General features: G+C 55.0%; 13 protein-coding genes. 6 read left to right on the plus strand and 7 right to left on the minus strand.

Features of this window, described 5'->3' with window-relative positions; genetic code table 11:
- Positions 1–20: 20 nt before the first annotated feature.
- Positions 21–2432 (plus strand): S9 family peptidase, encoded by a 2412-nt coding sequence (locus IPK01_10070; protein ID MBK7933828.1) that lies wholly within the window; start codon positions 21–23, stop codon positions 2430–2432.
- Here IPK01_10070 and IPK01_10075 read toward each other — a convergent pair.
- The gene (locus IPK01_10075) at positions 2378–2944 is read right to left on the minus strand and encodes a hypothetical protein (GenBank protein ID MBK7933829.1); all 567 of its coding nucleotides are present in this window, start codon (positions 2942–2944) and stop codon (positions 2378–2380) included. The genes IPK01_10070 and IPK01_10075 overlap by 55 nt on opposite strands.
- On the opposite strand from IPK01_10075, the gene IPK01_10080 reads away from it, so the two are divergent.
- Together IPK01_10080 and IPK01_10085 are read left to right on the plus strand one after the other, a co-directional pair.
- Positions 2943–3635 (plus strand): hypothetical protein, encoded by a 693-nt coding sequence (locus IPK01_10080; protein ID MBK7933830.1) that lies wholly within the window; start codon positions 2943–2945, stop codon positions 3633–3635. The genes IPK01_10075 and IPK01_10080 overlap by 2 nt on opposite strands.
- A gap of 187 nt (positions 3636–3822) precedes the next feature.
- A complete protein-coding gene (locus IPK01_10085; protein ID MBK7933831.1) occupies positions 3823–4638 on the plus strand; it encodes a hypothetical protein in 816 nt (271 codons plus the stop codon).
- 167 nt (positions 4639–4805) lie between these two features.
- On the opposite strand, the gene IPK01_10090 is transcribed toward IPK01_10085, so the two are convergent.
- Complete coding sequence (locus IPK01_10090; GenBank protein MBK7933832.1) at positions 4806–8141, minus strand: PAS domain S-box protein; 3336 nt, start codon at positions 8139–8141, stop codon at positions 4806–4808.
- A gap of 224 nt (positions 8142–8365) precedes the next feature.
- Here IPK01_10090 and IPK01_10095 point away from each other — a divergent pair, with 224 nt between their 5' ends.
- Together IPK01_10095 and IPK01_10100 are read left to right on the plus strand one after the other, a co-directional pair.
- Complete coding sequence (locus tag IPK01_10095; protein ID MBK7933833.1) at positions 8366–9220, plus strand: phytanoyl-CoA dioxygenase family protein; 855 nt, start codon at positions 8366–8368, stop codon at positions 9218–9220.
- Positions 9221–9369: 149 nt separating this feature from the next.
- Entirely contained in the window at positions 9370–10566 is a 1197-nt protein-coding gene (locus tag IPK01_10100) for a membrane dipeptidase (protein MBK7933834.1), read from the plus strand.
- A 46-nt stretch (positions 10567–10612) separates the two neighbouring features.
- Here the strand turns inward: IPK01_10100 and IPK01_10105 are convergent, their stop codons facing one another.
- The 5 genes from IPK01_10105 to IPK01_10125 all read right to left on the minus strand — a co-directional run bounded on the left by IPK01_10105 (position 10613) and on the right by IPK01_10125 (position 17992).
- Positions 10613–12589 (minus strand): beta-propeller domain-containing protein, encoded by a 1977-nt coding sequence (locus IPK01_10105; protein ID MBK7933835.1) that lies wholly within the window; start codon positions 12587–12589, stop codon positions 10613–10615.
- Positions 12516–12689, minus strand: coding sequence for a hypothetical protein (locus IPK01_10110; GenBank protein MBK7933836.1), 174 nt, complete (start codon positions 12687–12689; stop codon positions 12516–12518). The genes IPK01_10105 and IPK01_10110 overlap by 74 nt, the downstream gene beginning before the upstream one ends.
- A 76-nt stretch (positions 12690–12765) precedes the next feature.
- Positions 12766–15573 carry a preprotein translocase subunit SecA gene (gene secA, locus IPK01_10115; protein MBK7933837.1) on the minus strand — a complete coding sequence of 936 codons (2808 nt, stop codon included), beginning with the start codon at positions 15571–15573 and terminating at the stop codon, positions 12766–12768.
- A 232-nt stretch (positions 15574–15805) separates the two neighbouring features.
- On the minus strand, positions 15806–16543 hold the full coding sequence (locus IPK01_10120) for a hypothetical protein (GenBank protein ID MBK7933838.1): 738 nt from the start codon (positions 16541–16543) through the stop codon (positions 15806–15808).
- 3 nt (positions 16544–16546) lie between these two features.
- The gene (locus IPK01_10125) at positions 16547–17992 is read right to left on the minus strand and encodes a hypothetical protein (protein MBK7933839.1); all 1446 of its coding nucleotides are present in this window, start codon (positions 17990–17992) and stop codon (positions 16547–16549) included.
- Between the two features lie 341 nt (positions 17993–18333).
- Here IPK01_10125 and IPK01_10130 point away from each other — a divergent pair, with 341 nt between their 5' ends.
- A complete protein-coding gene (locus IPK01_10130; GenBank protein MBK7933840.1) occupies positions 18334–19194 on the plus strand; it encodes a DEAD/DEAH box helicase in 861 nt (286 codons plus the stop codon).
- The last annotated feature ends 32 nt before the right edge of the window (positions 19195–19226 follow it).

Raw genomic sequence — 19226 nt, forward strand, 5'->3', positions numbered from 1 at the left:
ACGAATTACGGTACAAATCTATGAACAAAAAACTTTTGACGCTCGCGTTTTTACTGTTTCTCCCCGTGTTTACGCTCGCTCAGGGCAGCTATAAAAAGCCGCCGAAAGAGATATTGGATGTCTTAAATGCCCCGGCAACGCCGTCGGCGATCGTTTCGCCGACGCGGAACATGATCGCGCTCGCTGAGCCGCTGCGATATCCGCCGATCGCCGAGTTGGCGCAGCCGATGCTGAGGATCGCGGGGCTTCGGATCAACCCGAACACGAACGGCGCACACCGCCAGCAATACTTCGTCAGCTTGAAACTAAAGAGCATCGAGGACGGCAAGGAACGCGCGGTCGTACTGCCGGCCGGCGTCAAGCTGATCTCGCCCCAATGGTCGCCGGACGGAAAGCATCTCGCGGCGGGCAACATCACGGACAAGGGAATCGAGCTCTGGATCGTCGATACAGCAACCGCGAAAGCCAAGAAATTGGACGTCGGAATGATAAACACGGCCTTTGGCGGCTTTGCATGGGAAGACAACGAGACGCTTTCGGCCACGCTCGTGCCGACAGGACGCGGCGCCGCCCCGGCGTATCAGAACGTCGTGCCGACCGAGCCCAACATTCAGGAAACGTCGGGCCGCACCGGTGCTGTCGCGACTTTTCAGGACTTGCTGAAGAGCCCGAATGACGAAAAATTGTTCGAATATTACTGCACGTCGCAGATCGCGATGATCTCGACAAAGGGCCTCGTTGTGCCGATCGGTTCGCCGGGCATTTACGACAGTGCAGACTTCTCGCCGAACGGCCGTTACGTCTCGGTATCGCGTATCGAGAGGCCGTTCTCGTACCAATTTCCCTTCAACCGCTTCCCGCGATCGCTCGAACTGTGGGATATGACGGGAACCATCGTCAAGCAGATCGCAAAATTGCCCTTGCAGGACAATTTGCCGGCCCAGGGCGTCCCGGTCGGGCCGCGTGCCGTCAATTGGGTGCCGACCGAGCCCGCGACGCTGATGTGGGCCGAGGCACTCGACGGCGGAGATCCGCGGACAAAGGCCGAGCACAGGGATAAATTGATGCGGATCGCGATGCCGTTCAACACCGAAGCGTCCGAGGTCGTCCAGATCAAGCAGCGTTATCAGGGCCGTGCCTTCGGCGAACGCAACGGACTGATGCTCTATTACGATTACGACCGCGACACGCAGCGTCGCAGGATATTCGCGACTGATTTCAGGGATGCGTCGAACGTAAAATTGATATCCGAACTCAACATCCGCGACCGCTACAACGACATCGGCCAGCCGGTGACCAAGATGCTGCCGTCCGGCGTCACGGTCATTGCGCAGAACGGCGACGAGATCTTTATGCAGGGCGTCGGAGCCTCGCCCGACGGCGACAGGCCGTTCTTCCGGCGTATGAACATCAAAACGCTCGAGACGAACGAGATATTCCGCAGCGAAAAAGGCTCATACGAGAGCTTTGTCGCGATGGTCAACGACGACGGCACGCAGTTCATAACCCGCCGTGAGTCGCCGACGGACCCGCCGAACCTGTACATGCACCAACGCTGCCCGCCGAACACCAATTGCCTCGCGGTCTATGACCGAAAGATCACGGATTTCAAGGACAACGCCCCGCAGCTTCGCGGCATTACGAAACAATTGGTCAAATACAAGCGCGACGACGGCGTCGATCTCTCGTTCACGCTCTATTTGCCGCCGGGCTACAAGCCGGGAACGCGGCTTCCGACGCTGGTTTGGGCATATCCGCTCGAGTTTACCGATAATTCGACCGCCGGACAGGTGTCAGGCTCGACAGCTCGGTTCACGCAGATGGGCGGCATCTCGCATCTGTTCTTTTTAATGCAGGGCTATGCCATCTTGGACGATACGACGATGCCGATCGTCGGAGATCCGCTCACTGTCAACGATACATTCGTCAAGCAGGTCGTGGCGTCGGCTCAGGCTGCGGTGGACAAGGGCGTCGAAATGGGCGTCGTCGACCGCGACCGCGTGGGCGTGGGCGGACACAGCTACGGAGCGTTCATGACCGCCAATTTGCTGGCCCACAGCGACATCTTTCGCGCCGGTATCGCCCGCAGCGGAGCGTATAACAGGACGCTGACGCCCTTCGGATTCCAATCCGAGAGGCGCAACTTCTGGGAGGCGACCGATGTTTACACCAAGGTCTCGCCGTTCTTCTACGCGAACAAGATAAACGAGCCGATCCTGATGATCCACGGCGAAGCCGACAACAACCAGGGCACATTCCCGATCCAATCCGAGCGCCTCTACGCCGCCATCAGCGGCCTCGGAGGCACCGCAAGGCTCGTGATGCTCCCGTTCGAGTCGCACGGCTACGTCGCCCAGGAATCAACGGAACACACACTCTACGAAATGGTCCAATGGTTCGATAAATACGTCAAAAACGCGAAACCACGGTAGGCGTACAGCGTCTGATCAGTTGCCTCCGGCTTAAGCCGGAGGTTTGCTGAGTTATCTTGCTTCGGCTTTAGCCTAATCCCATCCAGCGGAGATTCGGCTAAAGCCTTTTTTATGTCGTAACACCTATCCTCCGGCTTAAGCCGGGGGCAACGTATGTTAGAAATGCCCTTGAATACGTCATCACAACCCTCAAACGACTTACCGGCAACTTCTGCAGCCTTCGCGGCAACCTCTGTTGCGGCAGCAAAGACCTCTGTCACGGCAACAGAGTCCTGTGTCACGGCAGCAGAGCCCTCTGTTACGGCTACAGAGGTCTCTGTTACGGCTACAGAGTCCTCTGTCACGGCAACAGAGTCCTCTGTCACGGCAGCAGAGTTTATTGCAGAGTCAAAATAACTTTTTTTCGAACTTTTGAAAAAAAGTTGAAAGGTTTTTGCACTTTTTCTCATTAACACATAGAAGCCGTACAAATGGCTGCTTCTATATTTCAACTCAAAGGAGAAAAAGAACATGGCAGACAAACCCTTTCCACAGGACGAAGCCAATATAAACCTACTATTTCAAACAATTGCGACCGTGTTGCCGACGGTGAACGGGCAACTCGGACTTGCCGCGGCGGATGTGGACTTCTTCGTCAAGCAGGCGTCGAACTACCAGTACATGCTCACCGTTGGTCAGGAGATCGGCGACCAACGCGAAGCCTTTACGACCTTTAAGCGGTCGATCCTCAAGGGCGATCCGCTCGCTCCGGCACCGACAGCTCCTATATTTCCCATAATAAATCCGCCGCAGCCTTTTATTAACGGCCTCGAAGACACCGCAAAGGCGATAATCAAACGCATCAAATCGTCGGCGGGCTACAACGAGACCATCGGCGAACAGCTCGGGCTCGTCGATACGGGCTTTAACCCGATATCGCCGGAGAATTTGACGGCAGAATTGAAGCTGAAAGCGTTGTCGAACAGCCGCGTCGAGATCTCGTTCTCGAAGCAAGGGCAAGACGCGATGCGTGCGGAGTTTCGCCGCAAGGGCGAGACCTCATGGATGCTCGCGGGGATCTATACGTCGTCGCCCGGAGTCCACGAGGAGCCGAATGTGCCTCCCGACGATCCGGAACAACGCGAATACCGCGGCGTTCTGGTCAAAAAGAACCAAAGTGTGGGAAACTACTCCCCGATTTACGTTGTCATCACTACGCCGTGATACGGGATGCGGCCTGTGCAAGCCGCCGGCAAGTCGCTGGGAGTCTCCACAGACCCTCGCCGACTCGCCACGGAGTTGCAGCAAGCCGCAGGCAACACCTCACAGCCTTGCCGGGAAGCCCCCAAACTCGCCGCCCCCGGAACGCCTCTCGGCGGCGAACGGTCTTAACTTTTTATAGGAGAAAGAAATGGCAATGAACGTAAAGATCGACGTGAAAGGAAGCGTCATCTTGTATCTGAAGAACGATGTTTGGAATTTGATCTTCGTCACAGAGACGTGTCATAACCTGAAATTCACGGATCCAACGATGGCTAACCCGCCCGAACCTCTCGCCAAGACAAACTATCCCATCACGATAGATTTTACAGCCTCGGGCACCGTGCAAAGGGCTGAGTGGGGTATTGATGAGCTTCCGTATTTCATGAATATGAACGACGCGAGGCTGCACGGCCGCGGATTCACCGGGCAAGGATTCCTTGTTGTCGCTCCGAAAAGCCACAACAACTGCCAATGGGTCCATGTCAAGGTTCCGTTCGGCGTAGTTAAGCATTCGTCGATGATGGCCACGGACTACTACTACCGCGGTTACAATGAGCTAGGTGCCCGCGACTGGATCGATCCGGTAACGAAGGGGTTCACCATCGAATTTGACTTGAAAGACGGCGAAGCACTCACCATGACATCCAGCGATCCGCTTGACGCCAAACCCCGCAAGTACAAGGCGAATGTCCCGAGCTTGACACTGAAGTTCGACAACGATTGTAAGAACCGCATCGGCTACAACGACTTTGTCCATTTCTATGATTGGGTCTTCGACACGAGGTCACCGTCAAGGGACGAGCCGATAATGTTTGTCGCCGGCAAAAAATCGTATCTAAAGGTCTTTGAAAAAGATGCGAGCGACGAAAAGATCAAGGACTTTTACCTCCAGGTGAACAAGGCATTGATGTCGCCTGAAGGGAATTGCGATCCTGTCGTCATCGAACCGCCGCCTGGGCCGTAGGGTGAGTTGGTATCTGCTGCCTTCGGCTTTGGCCGGAGGTTGCGGTACTTAGATCAAAAAGGCTTTAGCCAAGATCCGCTTAACGGAGATTTGGCTAAAGCCTTGTTTATTTCGATGTGCTTATCCTCCGGCTCAATCCGGAGGCACGGTAAGTTCTTACGGGACGGCTATTGGATCTCGGGGACCTCGATCAACTGTGCGTTGTTCGGGAACAGGTCGCGGCTGTTCGATGGCGTGCCGGCGGCGGCGTCGCGCAGCATTTCTTCGATCACTGACGCCTCGACGGGACGCGAGAACAAGTATCCCTGGCCCAGCCGGCAGCCGAGCGAACGCAGCGTTAAGAGCTGCTCCTCTGTCTCAATGCCTTCGGCGACGACCTCGATGCCGAGATTCTCGCCGAGCATCAATATCGTCTTGACGATCGCGATACTCTTTTCGCCCTCAGACATCTTGTCGACGAACGAACGGTCGATCTTGAGCCGGTCAAAGGGAAATCGCTGCAGATATGAGAGCGACGAATAGCCCGTGCCGAAATCGTCGGTCGAGAGCGAGATGCCGAGAGCGTCGAGTACGCTCAACACGGCCAGCGACCGCTCGCTGTGCTCCATGACATTGGTCTCGGTGACCTCCAATTTGAGCTGTCGGGGATTCAATTGCGTTTCGGCAAGTATCGCCGCCACTTGCGCAGTCAGGTCAGGGTGCATCAGCTGCTTCGCCGAGAGGTTTACGCTGATCGACAAGGGATAAGCAAAGTTCGCCTGCCATTTGACGATCTGGCGGCACGATTCCTCGAGTATCCATTTGCCGATCGGGATTATCAGCCCCGTTTCCTCGGCCACGTGGACGAATTCGTTCGGTGCGACCAGCCCGTGCACGGGATGACGCCACCTGATCAACGCCTCAAACTCCCTGATCGAGCCCGTTTCGAGCGAAACGATCGGTTGATACAAGACCTCAAACTCCTTGCGATCGACGGCATGCCTCAGATCGGTCTCGACCTGGAGCAGATTCATGTTGCGGACATGCATGTCGCGGTCAAATATCTCGTAACGCGCCTTGCCCGATTCCTTTGCACGGTACATCGCGGCATCAGCATCCCTGAGAAAGTCTTCCGGAGCCCTGCGCGTCGTCCCGGACATGATAATGCCGATACTCGCCGTCGTGAATACCTCGTAATTATCGATGCGGAAGGGCTGCGATATCCTGTGCTGAAGCCGGTCCGCGACGCCGACAACCTCGTTTATGTCGCCGCTGCGGTTCAATAGTATGACGAACTCGTCGCCGCCTAAACGAGCGACCACATCACCGGGCCGAACACACGATCTGAGCCGTTCGGCGATCGCGATGAGCAGTTTGTCGCCCGTTGCATGCCCGAGGCTGTCGTTGATGACCTTGAACCGGTCGAGGTCAAGAAAAAGCACGGCAAATCTGGCGTGCGGGTTACCATCGGCACGTTCGACCGCTTGTCGAAGATGGTTCATGAACTCAACGCGGTTCGGCAAATTGGTCAGAGTGTCATGCAATGCATAATGCCTGAGTTTTTCCTCGGCCTGGCTGCGTTCGGTGATGTCGCGAAAACATGCGACGCGGCCAACGGGCTTGCCTTCGAGGAACTGCGGCTGTGAATAGCGTTCGAAGATGCGTCCGTCCTTAAGCTCGAGAATGCCTGTTGCGACCGCCATTGGGTCTGAGTAGACCTCTTCGAGCTGGCGGGCAAAATCGTCTTGATTCTTCAACTGTTTGGCGACAAATTTACCGAGCTTGCGGCCGTCGCGGCTCTCGATCAGCTTTTCGTCGACGCCCCACATTTCGACAAACTTTCTATTGCAGGTCACGATCTCACGGTCGAGACTCATCACGACGATCCCGTCAGCTGTCGATTCGAATGTCGATGCGAACAGCGAGATCGTATTGTGCAGCGAGACTTCGGCTTCGCGCCGTTCGGTTATGTCGCGGCCGATGCCCTGAACTCCGACAGGCATACCGTTCGACACGATCAATCTCGTGCTGAGTTCGAGCGTCACGCGACGGCCGTCCTTGGCGATGATCTCGAGTTCGTAGGTCGTCGGAACGTCGTCCTCCATCTTGCGGGCCGTCATTGTTCTCGCGGCATCAAGGAACTCGGGAGCGACGACCTTGGACACGTTCATGCCGATCGCCTCGCTGCGGCTATAGCCGGTGATCCTTTCGCCGGCACGATTGAGCGAGGTGAAATTGCCCTCGAGGTCGTGCGTGTAGATCAGGTCGTTGGCATTTTCAAACAGGTCGCGGTATCGCTCTTCGTTCTTGCGGCTCGCCTCTTCGGCTAATTTCCTGTCGGTAATGTCGCGCCCAATGCCCTGAACTGCGATCGGCACGCCCTCCTTCTCGATCATGCTGCTGTTGACCTCGAGCGTGATGCGGGTGCCGTCCTTTTTTATACAATCGACCTCGTACGATGTCTGTTTCGATTTGCCGCGGACCTTCTTCTGCAGGTTTCGTTTCAGTACCGAGAGGTGTTCGGGGGCGGCGATCTGAACCATGTTCATTGAGAGGGCCTCTTCGCGCGTGTAGCCGAAGATCCGTTCGCCGGCTTCGTTTATCGAAATATAATTGCCCTGCAGATCATGGACGTAGATGATGTCATTCGCATTTTCAAACAGTTCGCGGTATCGCTTTTCGCTCTCCTGCAAAGCGTCGTTGGCGCGTTTGCGTTCGGTAATGTTATGCCACATCACCATTCCGGCAAATATCTCATCGTCGTCATCGCGAACCGGCATCACATTGACCTGAAACGCGCTCTCGTCGTTGTCAAACTGAAGCACGACCGATTCGCCCGCCAACGCACGTTCGTAATAACCTTTCCATTCATTGGAGATATCGGGCGGAAACACCTCGAATAGGGTTTTCCCTTCGAATAGTTCGGTGGTCCATTCGTGATTCTTTAATTGTTCGCCATCGGCGAGTGTGTAACGGAATTCATGGTCGAATAGCAGAACCGCCGTCTGCGGAATCGTACGAGCCAGTGTGCGATAGAGCTTCTCGCGTTTTTGCAGGCCTTCGACCGCCAGCTTTCGCTCAGTAACGTCCAGGATAACGCCCTGCCAGCAGAGCGTCTTGCCATCCTTGTCCTTGATGAAGCAGCTCCGGTCGCGAACCCAAAACAAGGTGCCGTCCCGGCCGATCACACGATATTCGTAGTCAATGCCTTCGCCCAGCTTCATCGCCGAGCGGGTGCCGTCAAGCACCCATTTGCGGTCATCCTCGTGGATAACCTGGTTCCAAATATTAGGGTTCGTCTTCCATTCGTCGAGCGGATATCCAAATTTTTCGAAAGTATGGCTGATGTAGAGCGGAGTGTGCGGCGGTTCAGGCTCGACGGCATAGAACATCACCGGCAGGTTTTCGATAAAATGCCTGAACGTATTTTCCCCCGATCGCTCGCTAAGATCGTCGTGAGCGGTCACGACCATTTCATTGGCTCGAGGGCGATTTCGTTTGTCTGATGCCTTTTTGTTTGCCATACAGGCCGGAAAGTAGGGTAATATCCGAAATTGAACGCTCCGTTCAGGCTCGCCGGGTTGCGGTCTTTGTCTGCCGGGAATAAGCTGATACTGCGGTGCTCTGGAGGATTTGGTGTCGACGGTGTTGAGCGGCCGGGCGATCCGCCAAAAATAATGATAGCATTTCGGGCACGCGGTTTACCATCTTTTTTTTCAAACGTGTTTAACGTTTTGGCCCGGCAACAATGAACATCGACCTCTCCAACTTTCACAAACAGTTGAACGCAGAATTTGCTCAATTTGGTGACGTTGTTTCGAATGCATTGACGCCGGCCCAAGTCGGGTTTTTTAACGAAAATGGATATTTAGCGGAGATCGATCTTTTGTCGAGACCTCAGATCGACATTCTACGAACCGAACTCAGTGAAATTATGTCGCCGGAAATGAGTGGCGATCCGCGATTTTACGAATACAATCAAAACGAGTCGAGCGACCCGTCAAAAGTGCTTTTTCACGCTCTCGGGGCATGGCGTGTGTCGGAGGCGTTTCACGATCTGATATTCTTGCCTCGCCTAGCAGCGTGTTTTCGGCAGTTGTTGGGCGGCCAGCCTCGATTTTGGCACGATCAGGTCTTTGTAAAGCCCGCGAATGACGGTGCAGTTGTCGCCTGGCATCAGGACTATTCATATTGGACCCGTACGGTTCCGAACGCACACATCACTTGCTGGATCGGGCTCGACGATTCAACTGTCGAGAATGGCTGTGTCCATTATATTCCGGGATCCCATCGCTGGCCGCTGCTACCGAGAGGCGGTTTGTCGGACGATATGGAGTCGATTTTTGAACATCTCAGTGATGAGCAAAAGTCTACGTTCAAACCCGTCGCTATCGAGCTAAAAGCAGGACAAGTGAGTTTTCATCATTCGATGACGGTACATGGCAGTTACGAGAATCGCTCGCCGAGGCCGCGTCGAGCGGCGGTGATCAACGTCTTTCGCGACGGCGTCATGTCGGATAGCGACGAACCGCTGCTCGCCGGAGTTCCGACGATAGCTCCGGGCGAAAAGATCGACGGGCAGTTCTTCCCGCTGCTGGGCTAGAGCTTTCTGATACGGGAAAAACACGCTAAACTTATCGCTATCTCGCCCGTAAATAAATATATGAAAAAGCTGATCTCCGTCCTGCTGCTGCTGTCATTTTCCGCCGTTTCGTTTGCTCAAACGATGCCTAAAGACGCCGATCCGGCGATTTGGGCAAAGGCATTGAAGATCCACAAAAGGCGATCGTGATCGACGGCCATAACGACATCACGAGCCCGATGGTCGATGAGGATTTTGACCTTGCCTCCAATTCGATCGGAAAATATCATCGCGACGGCGACCCGTTTCATACCGATCTTGGTCGGCTCAAGGCGAGCGGCATTACGGGCGAATTTTTCTCGATCTATGTGTCGGGTGCGACGCTCAAGACCGGCGGAGCGATGCGCCGGGCGATGGACCTCATCGATGCAACCTACCGCGAAGCTGAGAAGCATCCGCAAGCGCTGACTATGTGTACGACCGCAGCCGAAATTCGCCGTGCTAAAAAGGCCGGCAAGGTCTGCGCTCTGATGGGTATCGAAGGCGGCTATGCGATCGAAAATTCGCTGTACGCTCTGCGTGATTTCTACCGTCTCGGCATCCGGTATATGACGCTCACACACAACGTGGCACACGACTGGGCGGACGCTCATCGCGATATCAAACACAACGGCCTCACCGATTTTGGCAAAGAGGTCGTCCGCGAGATGAACGGCCTTGGCATGTTCATCGACATCTCTCACGTCTCCGAAAAAGTGATGCACGACGTGCTCGACATCTCGACGGCTCCGATCATCGCCTCGCACTCGAACGCCCGCGGCGTCAACGATCACACGCGAAATGTCCCCGACGATGTGCTCAAACGAGTTGCCAAGAACGGCGGCGTCATCATGATCAATTTCTACCCGTCCTTCCTCGACGCCCGCACAAATAAAGAGGAAAACGACCGCTCGGCCAAGTTAAAAACGCAAATCGACGCCTTGCGGGAAAAGTACAAGGACGATACCCAGGCGTATAACGAAGCCGAACGCAAACTGCTCGCCGACAACCCGATCTACGTCGCGCCGTACACCCGCATCGTCGATCACATCGACCATATTAAGCAAGTGACAGGCACAGTCGATAACATCGGCATCGGCAGCGACTACGACGGCGTCCCGTTTCTCCCCGCAGGAATGAATGGCGCCGAAGACCTCGTCCTCGTCACCTACGAATTGCTAAAACGCGGCTACACCGAAACCGAGATCAAAAAAGTCCTCGGCGAAAATATGCTTCGTGCAATGACCCAAATGGAGAAGGTCGCCGGCAACCGCCAGATCAGCGGGCAGGGAAGTCCGAAGAAATTAGCCGCACCGAAGACAAATTGAAAAAGGCGGCCTGAGCCGCCTTTTTCAACCGATTCACCTGCGTTCTCTATTCCTCAGTATCGTCCTCACCGGAATATCTGGGTAGATAGTTGCGGGGCGAGTAGTTTACTCGGCGGGTTTCGCGGAGGCGGTTGTCGTCTAGGCGGCCTTCGACCAGTTCGTAGCCGAGGAGGGCGAAGATGCGGCCTTTTAGGAAGATCGGGCGGGCGTTGCCGTACCAATCGACGCAGCTCGCTTTGCAGCCGTCGTTTGATGAAGTGTTCTCGGCCCCGAGTTCGCCGATCTGGTCGAATTGCAGGTTTTCGTTCCTGAGAAATAGGATCGCTGCGCTGTCTTCGATCAGATGTTTGTAGCCGCTGCGGCCTTCGCGGGCGATGGGCAGCCCCAACAGGCCGGTGTTCTCGTCCTGCGGTTTGTAGAAGAAACCGTGGCTGCGAAGCTCGCCTTGCGAGGCGTTCTTGCGGATGTACGGATTTTTCACGTCGGGGCGGTCGCCGAGTTTGATCGGGGTGAAATAGAGGTCGCTGGCGTTTATTCCGACGACGACTGCTGCGTCACCGAGCTGTTCGATGCGATCTACGCTGTGCTGTAGATTGAGATAGCTGAGGTTCGCGGTCTTCCAATTGACGGCGTAGAGCGGTGTCGAGGTTTTGTTCACCTGGCCGCCCCAGCCATTGCCGCTGCCGTAGAGCATATAGTCGCCAACGAAGCGGTTTTGGAACGTGTAGCCTTCGACCTTGGGCAGCGAGCGGTAGTTTTCGACCGACGCGTTGGTGCTGCCGTCGGCAAAGGCATCGGCCTTCACGCGAAACAGCGACGTGTCGCCGATCGAATATTCGCTGCCCCACATAGCTTCGCCGCGTCCGTCGCCGCGAACTAGGACGTTTAGCTGCTCGCCTTCGCTCTCAAGGAACGAAAACTGATCGATCGGGGCACCCGCAACGCCCAAAGCCTGCGGTGCCGAACCGTCGAGCGGCATTTTGTAGAGCATCGATTCCGACTCAGATTTGCCGCTGCGATAGTTGTAATCGGTCGTCCAGACATAAACGGACGACTGCGACACATAGGACACGCGTCCGGCCGAGCCGAGAACCGCAGTGCCCTGACACTTCATATCACGCGAAGCGAGATCGCATACGGTGACGGTGTGCAGAGCACCGACAGAGCTCTTTTCGATAGGACGCTCCGCACGATAGATGTTTGTCGCCGAGACGACGGGGGCGAATTCGTCGGGCTTTGCACCTTTGTGCCATTTACGTAGGGCAGGGAATTGCTGGTTCGCGTCGTTGTAATAGGCGAGATATTGCGGCGTGTAGAACACGAGTTTGTCGCCGATCAGACGGCTGGCGTAGTTTCGCGACGAGTAGTAGTCGTTCGAACGCAGATGATAGGTCGAACGATACGCGAGTCCGCCGCTTTTGTTGATGTCGAACAGATTGATCTCCGTCCCGCCGCGTCCGTAGCTGTAGCCGATGACCACGATAGTGTTGCCCGACACTAGCATTTCGTCGTACCAGTCGCCCGACGGATCGATGCCCGGCGGATATGCCTTGACGGACGAAACGGGTTTGAGAGCATCGCCGCCGACCTTGACCGTAAACAAACGCCCGCGACGCAATATCACCAAATGATTGCCGTGGACCTTAACAATACCGCCTTCGTCAACGCCCGCGGTCTGAGTATTTGTGATCGAATCGTCGTCCTTTCCGCCGGATTTCGATTTTGATTCGGCGGTTGCTGGTTTTGAGGAAACGACCTGCGGCATTGGTGCACCGGCCGTCGAATTGGACGAGCCAGAGTCGGTCATTACCAGTTGCTCACGCTGCCGACGGTTTTCGGTAAAGTTCTTAAAGTGCTCTTTCATTTCGGCATCCGACGTGAAAGGCTTCATCGTCTTTCGCGGTTTCGATGCCGTGCTGGTCAGTTGACCATGGACCGCATCGATCGAACTAAGATTGGTATACGAGTATGCAATAATTCCGGCCATCAAGACGACCGTTCCGATAGCAGCTGACTTTTTCATTTTTCCCCTCCGTTGCGACTTTCGGCCGCGATAGATCTCGGATAATTTCATTCCAATTCGAGAACGGAAGAGTTTCAAGAGTCTTGCAATAAAAAAACAAGGCCGGAACAGTTCCGACCTTGCTTTCTCTTACGTTAGTTGAATGATACGCCCTTACTTACGTGCGGGCCTCCGCCCTAGGCTCCTGCTCCGTGGCATTTTTTGAATTTCTTGCCGGATCCGCAATAGCACGGGTCGTTCGGTTTGACCTTGGGTTGGTCGCGGACGAACGGTGTGTGCCTGGCGGCTTCGGCTCCGGCGGCTTCGGCAGTGCCCATGGCTCCGGTGAAGGCCATGCCGGCGGCCTGGCGGTTAGCTCGTTGGCGTTCGAGACGTTCGAGGCGTTCGACCTCTTCTTGCTCGTCGCGGTTGACGATCTCGAGGTGGAACAGAGACTTGACGGTGTTCGTGTCGATGCGGTCGAGCATGTCCTGAAACATATCGAACGACTGCTTTTTATACTCGACGAGCGGATCTTTCTGCCCGTAGCCGACCAGTCCGATGCCCTGTTTTACATGGTCGATCGAGAGCAGGTGATCTTTCCACTGGCTGTCGATGATGTTCAGCATGATGTAACGCTCGTAAGCCCGAAGCGATTCGCCGCCGGCCATTTTTTCTTTCGCAGCGTACTCTGCCGAAGCCTTTTTCCAGATCGCTTCTTCGATCTCACTTGGCTTCATCTTTTTAAAGTCAACGCCTGCATCACGTGCCGGATCGATCGCATAAATGCTCTCGATCTCAGCCGCGTAGGTCGAGACATCCCACTGATCCGGGGCTATGGTCAGCGGCAAAAAACTGTCTGTCAGATCGGCGAGCAGGTCGCGGGCGACGCCGGTCTCGCCCAACAGATATTCGCGATGTTCGGGCTCGAACATCAACTGCCGACGCAGACTGTAGATAGTTTCACGCTGGCGGTTCATCACGTCGTCGTATTTGAGAACGTGTTTACGCGTTTCAAAATTGCGTGCCTCGACGGCCTTCTGGGCACGTTCGATCTGTTTCGAAACGGTCTTCGATTCGATAGCGACACCCTTTTCCATGCCGAGCCATTCCATCATCGAGCGGACCTTATCGCCCGCAAAGATGCGCATCAGGTCGTCTTCGAGCGACAACACGAATCGCGAGCTGCCTGGGTCGCCCTGACGGCCGGCACGACCGCGAAGCTGATTATCGATGCGGCGTGATTCGTGACGCTCGGTGCCCAGGATGTGCAGTCCGCCGACGGCCGTTACCGCCTTATGTTCTTCGGCAACGACCGCCTTTGCCTTTCGCAGCTGCTCTTCGAACTGTTCTTCGGTCGCCTCGTCCGGGTTGATCTCCATTCGCTTGAGATACTCGCGAGCGAGCGAATCGGGATTGCCGCCAAGCAGGATGTCGGTACCGCGGCCGGCCATGTTGGTTGCGATCGTGACGGCACCTTTGCGGCCTGCTTGAGCGATGATCTCGGCTTCCTGTTCGTGATATTTGGCGTTCAGGACCTTGTGCGGCACGCCGATGGCCTTTAGTTTGGCGGCGACCTGTTCGGAGTTTTCAACCGAGACCGTACCAACGAGCACGGGCTGTCCCTTGGCATGCAACTCCTGAATTTCCTCGACCACCGCGTCCCATTTTTCGGGCAGCGTGCGATAGATCATGTCCGGCGAATCGATGCGAACCATCGGCTGATTGGTCGGTATTTGTACGACGTCGAGCGAATAAACGGTCTGGAATTCCTCGGCCTCGGTCTCAGCAGTTCCTGTCATGCCGCCGAGTTTTTCGTACATTCTAAAGTAATTCTGCAGCGTGATCGTAGCGAGCGTTTGGTTCTCGCGTTCGATCTTTACTCCTTCTTTTGCTTCGACCGCCTGGTGCAGACCATCGGACCAACGCCGTCCGGCCATCAAACGACCCGTGAAATCGTCTACGATGATGACTTCGCCGTCCTGAACGACGTAATGGTGGTCTTTCTTGTAAAGCGTGTGAGCTTTCAGAGCCTGTTCGACACAATGGAGCAGGTCCATGTTGCCCGGATCGTAAAGATTTGAAACGCCGAGCAGACGCTCAGCCTTGGTGACGCCGGCCTCAGTCAACACCGACGAGTGATTTTTCTCGTCGAGCAGATAATCTCCGGTAGTTACCTTGGTCTCTTCGTCTTTATGGCCCAGCTCGAACTGCGGGATGATCTGATTTGCCGTGTAATATTTGTCGGTCGCTTCGTCTGAAGCACCTGAGATGATGAGCGGCGTGCGAGCTTCGTCGATGAGGATCGAGTCGACCTCGTCGATGATCGCGAAGTAATGATCCGGCTGGACCAGCGAATCGACGTCGAACTTCATATTATCCCGCAGATAATCAAAGCCGAATTCGTTATTTGTGCCGTAAGTGATCGAACAAGCGTAGGCGTCCTTGCGCTCGACGTCGTCCATATCGTTTTGGATACAGCCGACTGTCAGGCCGAGGAATTTGTGAATGCGGCCCATCCATTCCGCGTCGCGTGACGCGAGGTAATCGTTGACCGTTACGACGTGAACGCCGCGTCCGGTCAGGCCGTTGAGGTACGAGGGCAATGTCGCGACGAGCGTTTTACCTTCACCTGTCCGCATCTCAGCAATGCGGCCTTGGTGCAGTGCCACGCCGCCGATCATCTGTACGTCAAAGTGCCGCATTCCGGTGACGCGTTTCGATGCCTCACGGACGGTCGCAAATGCCTCGGGCAGGATCTCGTTCAATATCGCCTGCTCGGCCTTGCGGCGTTCGTCCTTTTCGTCGATACCGTTGAGAGCATTCTGTATGATCTCTTTGAACTTAGGCGTCTGTGCCTGCAGTTCGGCATCCGACATCTTTTCCATCGCCGGTTCCCAAGCCTGAATCTGAACCACGACCGGCTTAACGTTCTTTAAAAAAACGTCGCTGCTCGATCCAAAAATTTTCTTTACTAACTTATCTGCAAAACTGTTAACAGCCATGATTTCCTCGTGTTTGGTTGCGGTGCGTGCCGTATGTCAGAACCGCCTGCGTTAGCGGGCGGCTCGAATGTCCTCGTCTCTCAACGCCCGTGCCCTCCCCTAACGCAAAGGGTTCTGACAAGAGCCAGCAAACATTAAAGCTTGCCCGATAGGACGCGCACACGCAACTCTTAGTCGTAAAAACCTATTAAAAATGGCGAGATCGGAGATGAATGATCTTGTAGATCCGCCGCTACTTTGCGTTTGCCGCAAGCAGCGAATCGAGACCCGCACGGGGAAGGCGGGTGATGACGATAACTTGGTTATTTTCCCAACTGATCTGAGTATTTTTTGAGACTAATGCGTCGGAAGTGCTTTTGGGTATGCAACGCCAAAGATCCGCCAAAGAATCGTATGCGATGAACGCCTGGTGAGCCTCAGCATCGTTTTGGCGCAGTATTCTAACTGTTGAGACCAGCCCTTTGTCATCAAGGGAAAGGGCAAACTGGAATCGCTCTCGACTGTCGACACTAGCCGCCGGAAACAGCCGAGCCAACGCCAATAAGCTGGTTTCGAGTTTGTGCTTTGCCTTTCCAGAAATGAGTCGCGGCCGGGCATTGTCAACATAAACAGCAACACTGGTCGGCAATCCAACGTCTCCAAAGGCATTACCGGTTAGCGAGAACGGCGGTGATTTTAATTGTGAAAGTGCAGATGTTAATTCAGAGAACGCACTAGAATATGAATAGAAAGTTGTCTCGGAAACCGGATGCCGCTGTTGCTTTTCTCGCAACTTTGCGGCCAGTTTCTCACAGTCGTCCGGCTTCTTATCCAGATCATCATTGACCTCGATCTCATCCTTGACGTTGAACTGCTTCGTCATCGCCGCCTGTGCAAGGATCTGCGGCGTCGCGCCGACGAGCACCAGGCCGAGATAAACGCCTAGTGTCGCGAGGACGAGGATCGAGTTTTGATTCTTACGAGTGGTCAATGCTTATTTTTTTGCCGTGTTGTCGCCGGGACGCACGATGGCGTTGCCATTGGGTTGATTGGGTTCGGTTTTCTGCTCGGCAAGTTTCTTCTTGATCATGTCCTGTACCTGGGGGGTCGGCATTCGGACACTTAAGATCACCGCGTTGCCTTCAGCTGTGGAGGACGCGGCCTTGAGAAACTTCACGATCTCTTCGTCAGCGGTCATTCCGGCGATCCCAAACGTACCATTGAGGCCGCTCGAAAGAGTCTTAGCTATATTTTCGTCTGCCTGTTCGGTCCTGATCGAAGCGAGAAACTCAGCGTCGTTCTGTTCGATTGAAATAATGACTTTCCTTTCTTTCGGTTTCTTTTTCGCGAGCTCCTCGCGATCTTCTTTTGTCAATGCATAAGCATACCATCCGGCATCCCCAACGGCGGCGATCCACTCGCGAACGAGTTTCGACATTTTGGGGTCGTTCTTGACACCGGGAGCCTGTTGCTCTTTCGCGTTCTTGAGGATGATCGTCTTGCCGTCCTTGCCGATCCCAAGGGTTCCGGTGACACTGATCTTAAATGCAGTATCGAGCTTGACCTCATTGGCCTCGACCTTGGCGACAGTATCTTTTGCCTTGTCCTTGATCGGACGCTTGTTAATGAAGATCCCAAACTGATCAGGCTTTGCCTCGTCCTGTGGATCGGTCGCGGCCTGTGTGTTCGGGTCGGTCGTCGGCTTCATCCCGGGGAAACCCTTGACGGTCCCGTCAGGGTTCAACTTGTTAGCTTCAGGGTTTTCGGTGGTTACTTTCGGCTTCTTGACCTTTGTCGTCGGGCCGGTGCCGGCGACATCGTTGTCGTCGAGGTCTTTCGGCAGTTTGCTCAGATCCGTGACGTTGTTGTTACGCTTCGGGATGTTGGGCTGCGTGTCAAAGATGCTGCCGCCCGGCTTGTATGGCGAATTAGGCGGTATTCCGGCCGGAATTCCGGGTGCCAAATAGCCCGGTTCGAGCCCGACGCCATTCTGTTGATCAAGCATCGCCTGATACTGTACCGGATTTGCGATCTGGAAATAATCGGACGGATAGCGGAGCTTTTCGCTCTCGGGCGGAAGTTCGGTAAAGACCAGCGTCGCGTTGTCGATCTCTGTCTTTTCGTATGCGACATCGGCAAACTCGCGTTCGGTGCCGAATAGCATCGCTCCGACATACACCGTATCCAGAACCTGACAAACGCTGCCAACGAGCGGGCTGTCGCAGCCCTTCATCGTCAGAACAGAGGTCTGTGCAAATACCAGCAGCGCCAACAGATTAACCGCTGCCGAAGCGCCCAAAATTTTGTACAAACGGGGAGATGGAGACCAGCTTTTGATCTCGTATGTGCTGAACAGATCGCCTTCCTGCACGGGCTCGACGGCGGCGTCGGCCTGCGGTTGCTGTATCGGTTCCTGTTCGTATAATGACTGCTCAAACATATAAAAAGTATAAAATCGTCTAGTCTAACGGCCGATAATGCTTGCCCTGTCGGTTAGACGCTTTGCCCCGCACCAAAGGTTGCGAGGCAATTGAGTATTTTATCACCAACGTGCGTCCTTTGGAAAGAAAATCTAAGCGATCTTTATGTCGCTCTCTCCGGCCTCTGCGAAAACCTCCGCGAGCTCTGCGTGGAACTCATTTCATCGACCCTTTTCCATGCTGAGAATGCACAGAAAGACGCATTGTTTGTTGAGCGTTCGTTTGACAAACATCTGTCTTTCAACCTTAAACAACAACAGAACGTTCGACATTGCCTTGCTCAAACCTTAACATTCGAAATATGCCACGCTCCCGTAACAACAATCGCAGCGGAAAACGCCATTCGCGTCCCAATAGAGAACGTAAGGACAAACGATTTCCTGCACGCGAAAGTTCCGCCCGTGTGGTCGTGCCGCAAACGCCGCGTCAGATCAACGCCGTCGAGCGGCTTCTGTCCGGGATCGGCGTTCCTGAGAACAAGCCGTTCAAGCCTGACGATTTTCAGCTCGAGGCTCTTGCCGCCATTGAAACACAGGACGTTCTAGTAACCGCACCGACCGGCAGCGGCAAAACCTGGATCGCCCGCGAAGAGATCCGCCGCATCCTCGCCGCCAACCAACGTGCCTGGTACACAACGCCGCTAAAGGCACTGACAAACTCGAAATATGCCGAATTTTCGCTCGAATTCGGATCCGAAAACGTCGGCATCCTGACCGGCGACCGCAAGGAGAACACCGACGCCCCGCTCATCGTCGGTACGACCAAGATATACCGCAACCAACTGTTTGACTCGCTTCGCGAAGGATTTAATGTCCGTGCCGATTTTGTCATTTTGGATGAGGCACATTATCTTGCCGACGAGGACCGCGGCCACGTTTGGGAGGAGGCGATCATCCTCTCGCCGCCGCGTATTCGCCTGCTGCTGCTGTCCGCAACGGTCGGCCGTGCCGACGAATTTGCTGCGTGGATCGAAGAAGTGCGCGGCGGAAAAGTTCGTGTGATCAAAGCCGGCCCGCGTCCGGTCGAACTCCGTGCGGCTTATTTGTCGCAGGACCTGCAGCTCTTCCCGCTCCTGGGCGATGACCGAAAATTCAATCGCGACCTCGAACAATTCGAACGCCAACGCGATCAGGGATTTCAACGCCGCAGTTACCGGCGATAGTTCCGACCTGCAGTAGATCTCATATCAAGCAC

It is taken from the genome of Acidobacteriota bacterium (genome assembly GCA_016713675.1).
GTDB lineage: Bacteria > Acidobacteriota > Blastocatellia > Pyrinomonadales > Pyrinomonadaceae > OLB17.

What these genes read in the sequence shown, in the direction of transcription:
- IPK01_10070 (MBK7933828.1), top strand. Translation starts at nt 21, where the DNA reads ATGAACAAAAAACTTTTGACGCTCGCGTTTTTACTGTTTCTCCCCGTG.
- IPK01_10080 (MBK7933830.1), top strand. Translation starts at nt 2,943, where the DNA reads ATGGCAGACAAACCCTTTCCACAGGACGAAGCCAATATAAACCTACTA.
- IPK01_10075 (MBK7933829.1), bottom strand. Translation starts at nt 2,944, where the DNA reads ATGTTCTTTTTCTCCTTTGAGTTGAAATATAGAAGCAGCCATTTGTAC.
- IPK01_10085 (MBK7933831.1), top strand. Translation starts at nt 3,823, where the DNA reads ATGGCAATGAACGTAAAGATCGACGTGAAAGGAAGCGTCATCTTGTAT.
- IPK01_10090 (MBK7933832.1), bottom strand. Translation starts at nt 8,141, where the DNA reads ATGGCAAACAAAAAGGCATCAGACAAACGAAATCGCCCTCGAGCCAAT.
- IPK01_10095 (MBK7933833.1), top strand. Translation starts at nt 8,366, where the DNA reads ATGAACATCGACCTCTCCAACTTTCACAAACAGTTGAACGCAGAATTT.
- IPK01_10105 (MBK7933835.1), bottom strand. Translation starts at nt 12,589, where the DNA reads ATGAAAAAGTCAGCTGCTATCGGAACGGTCGTCTTGATGGCCGGAATT.
- secA (MBK7933837.1), bottom strand. Translation starts at nt 15,573, where the DNA reads ATGGCTGTTAACAGTTTTGCAGATAAGTTAGTAAAGAAAATTTTTGGA.
- IPK01_10125 (MBK7933839.1), bottom strand. Translation starts at nt 17,992, where the DNA reads ATGTTTGAGCAGTCATTATACGAACAGGAACCGATACAGCAACCGCAG.
- IPK01_10130 (MBK7933840.1), top strand. Translation starts at nt 18,334, where the DNA reads ATGCCACGCTCCCGTAACAACAATCGCAGCGGAAAACGCCATTCGCGT.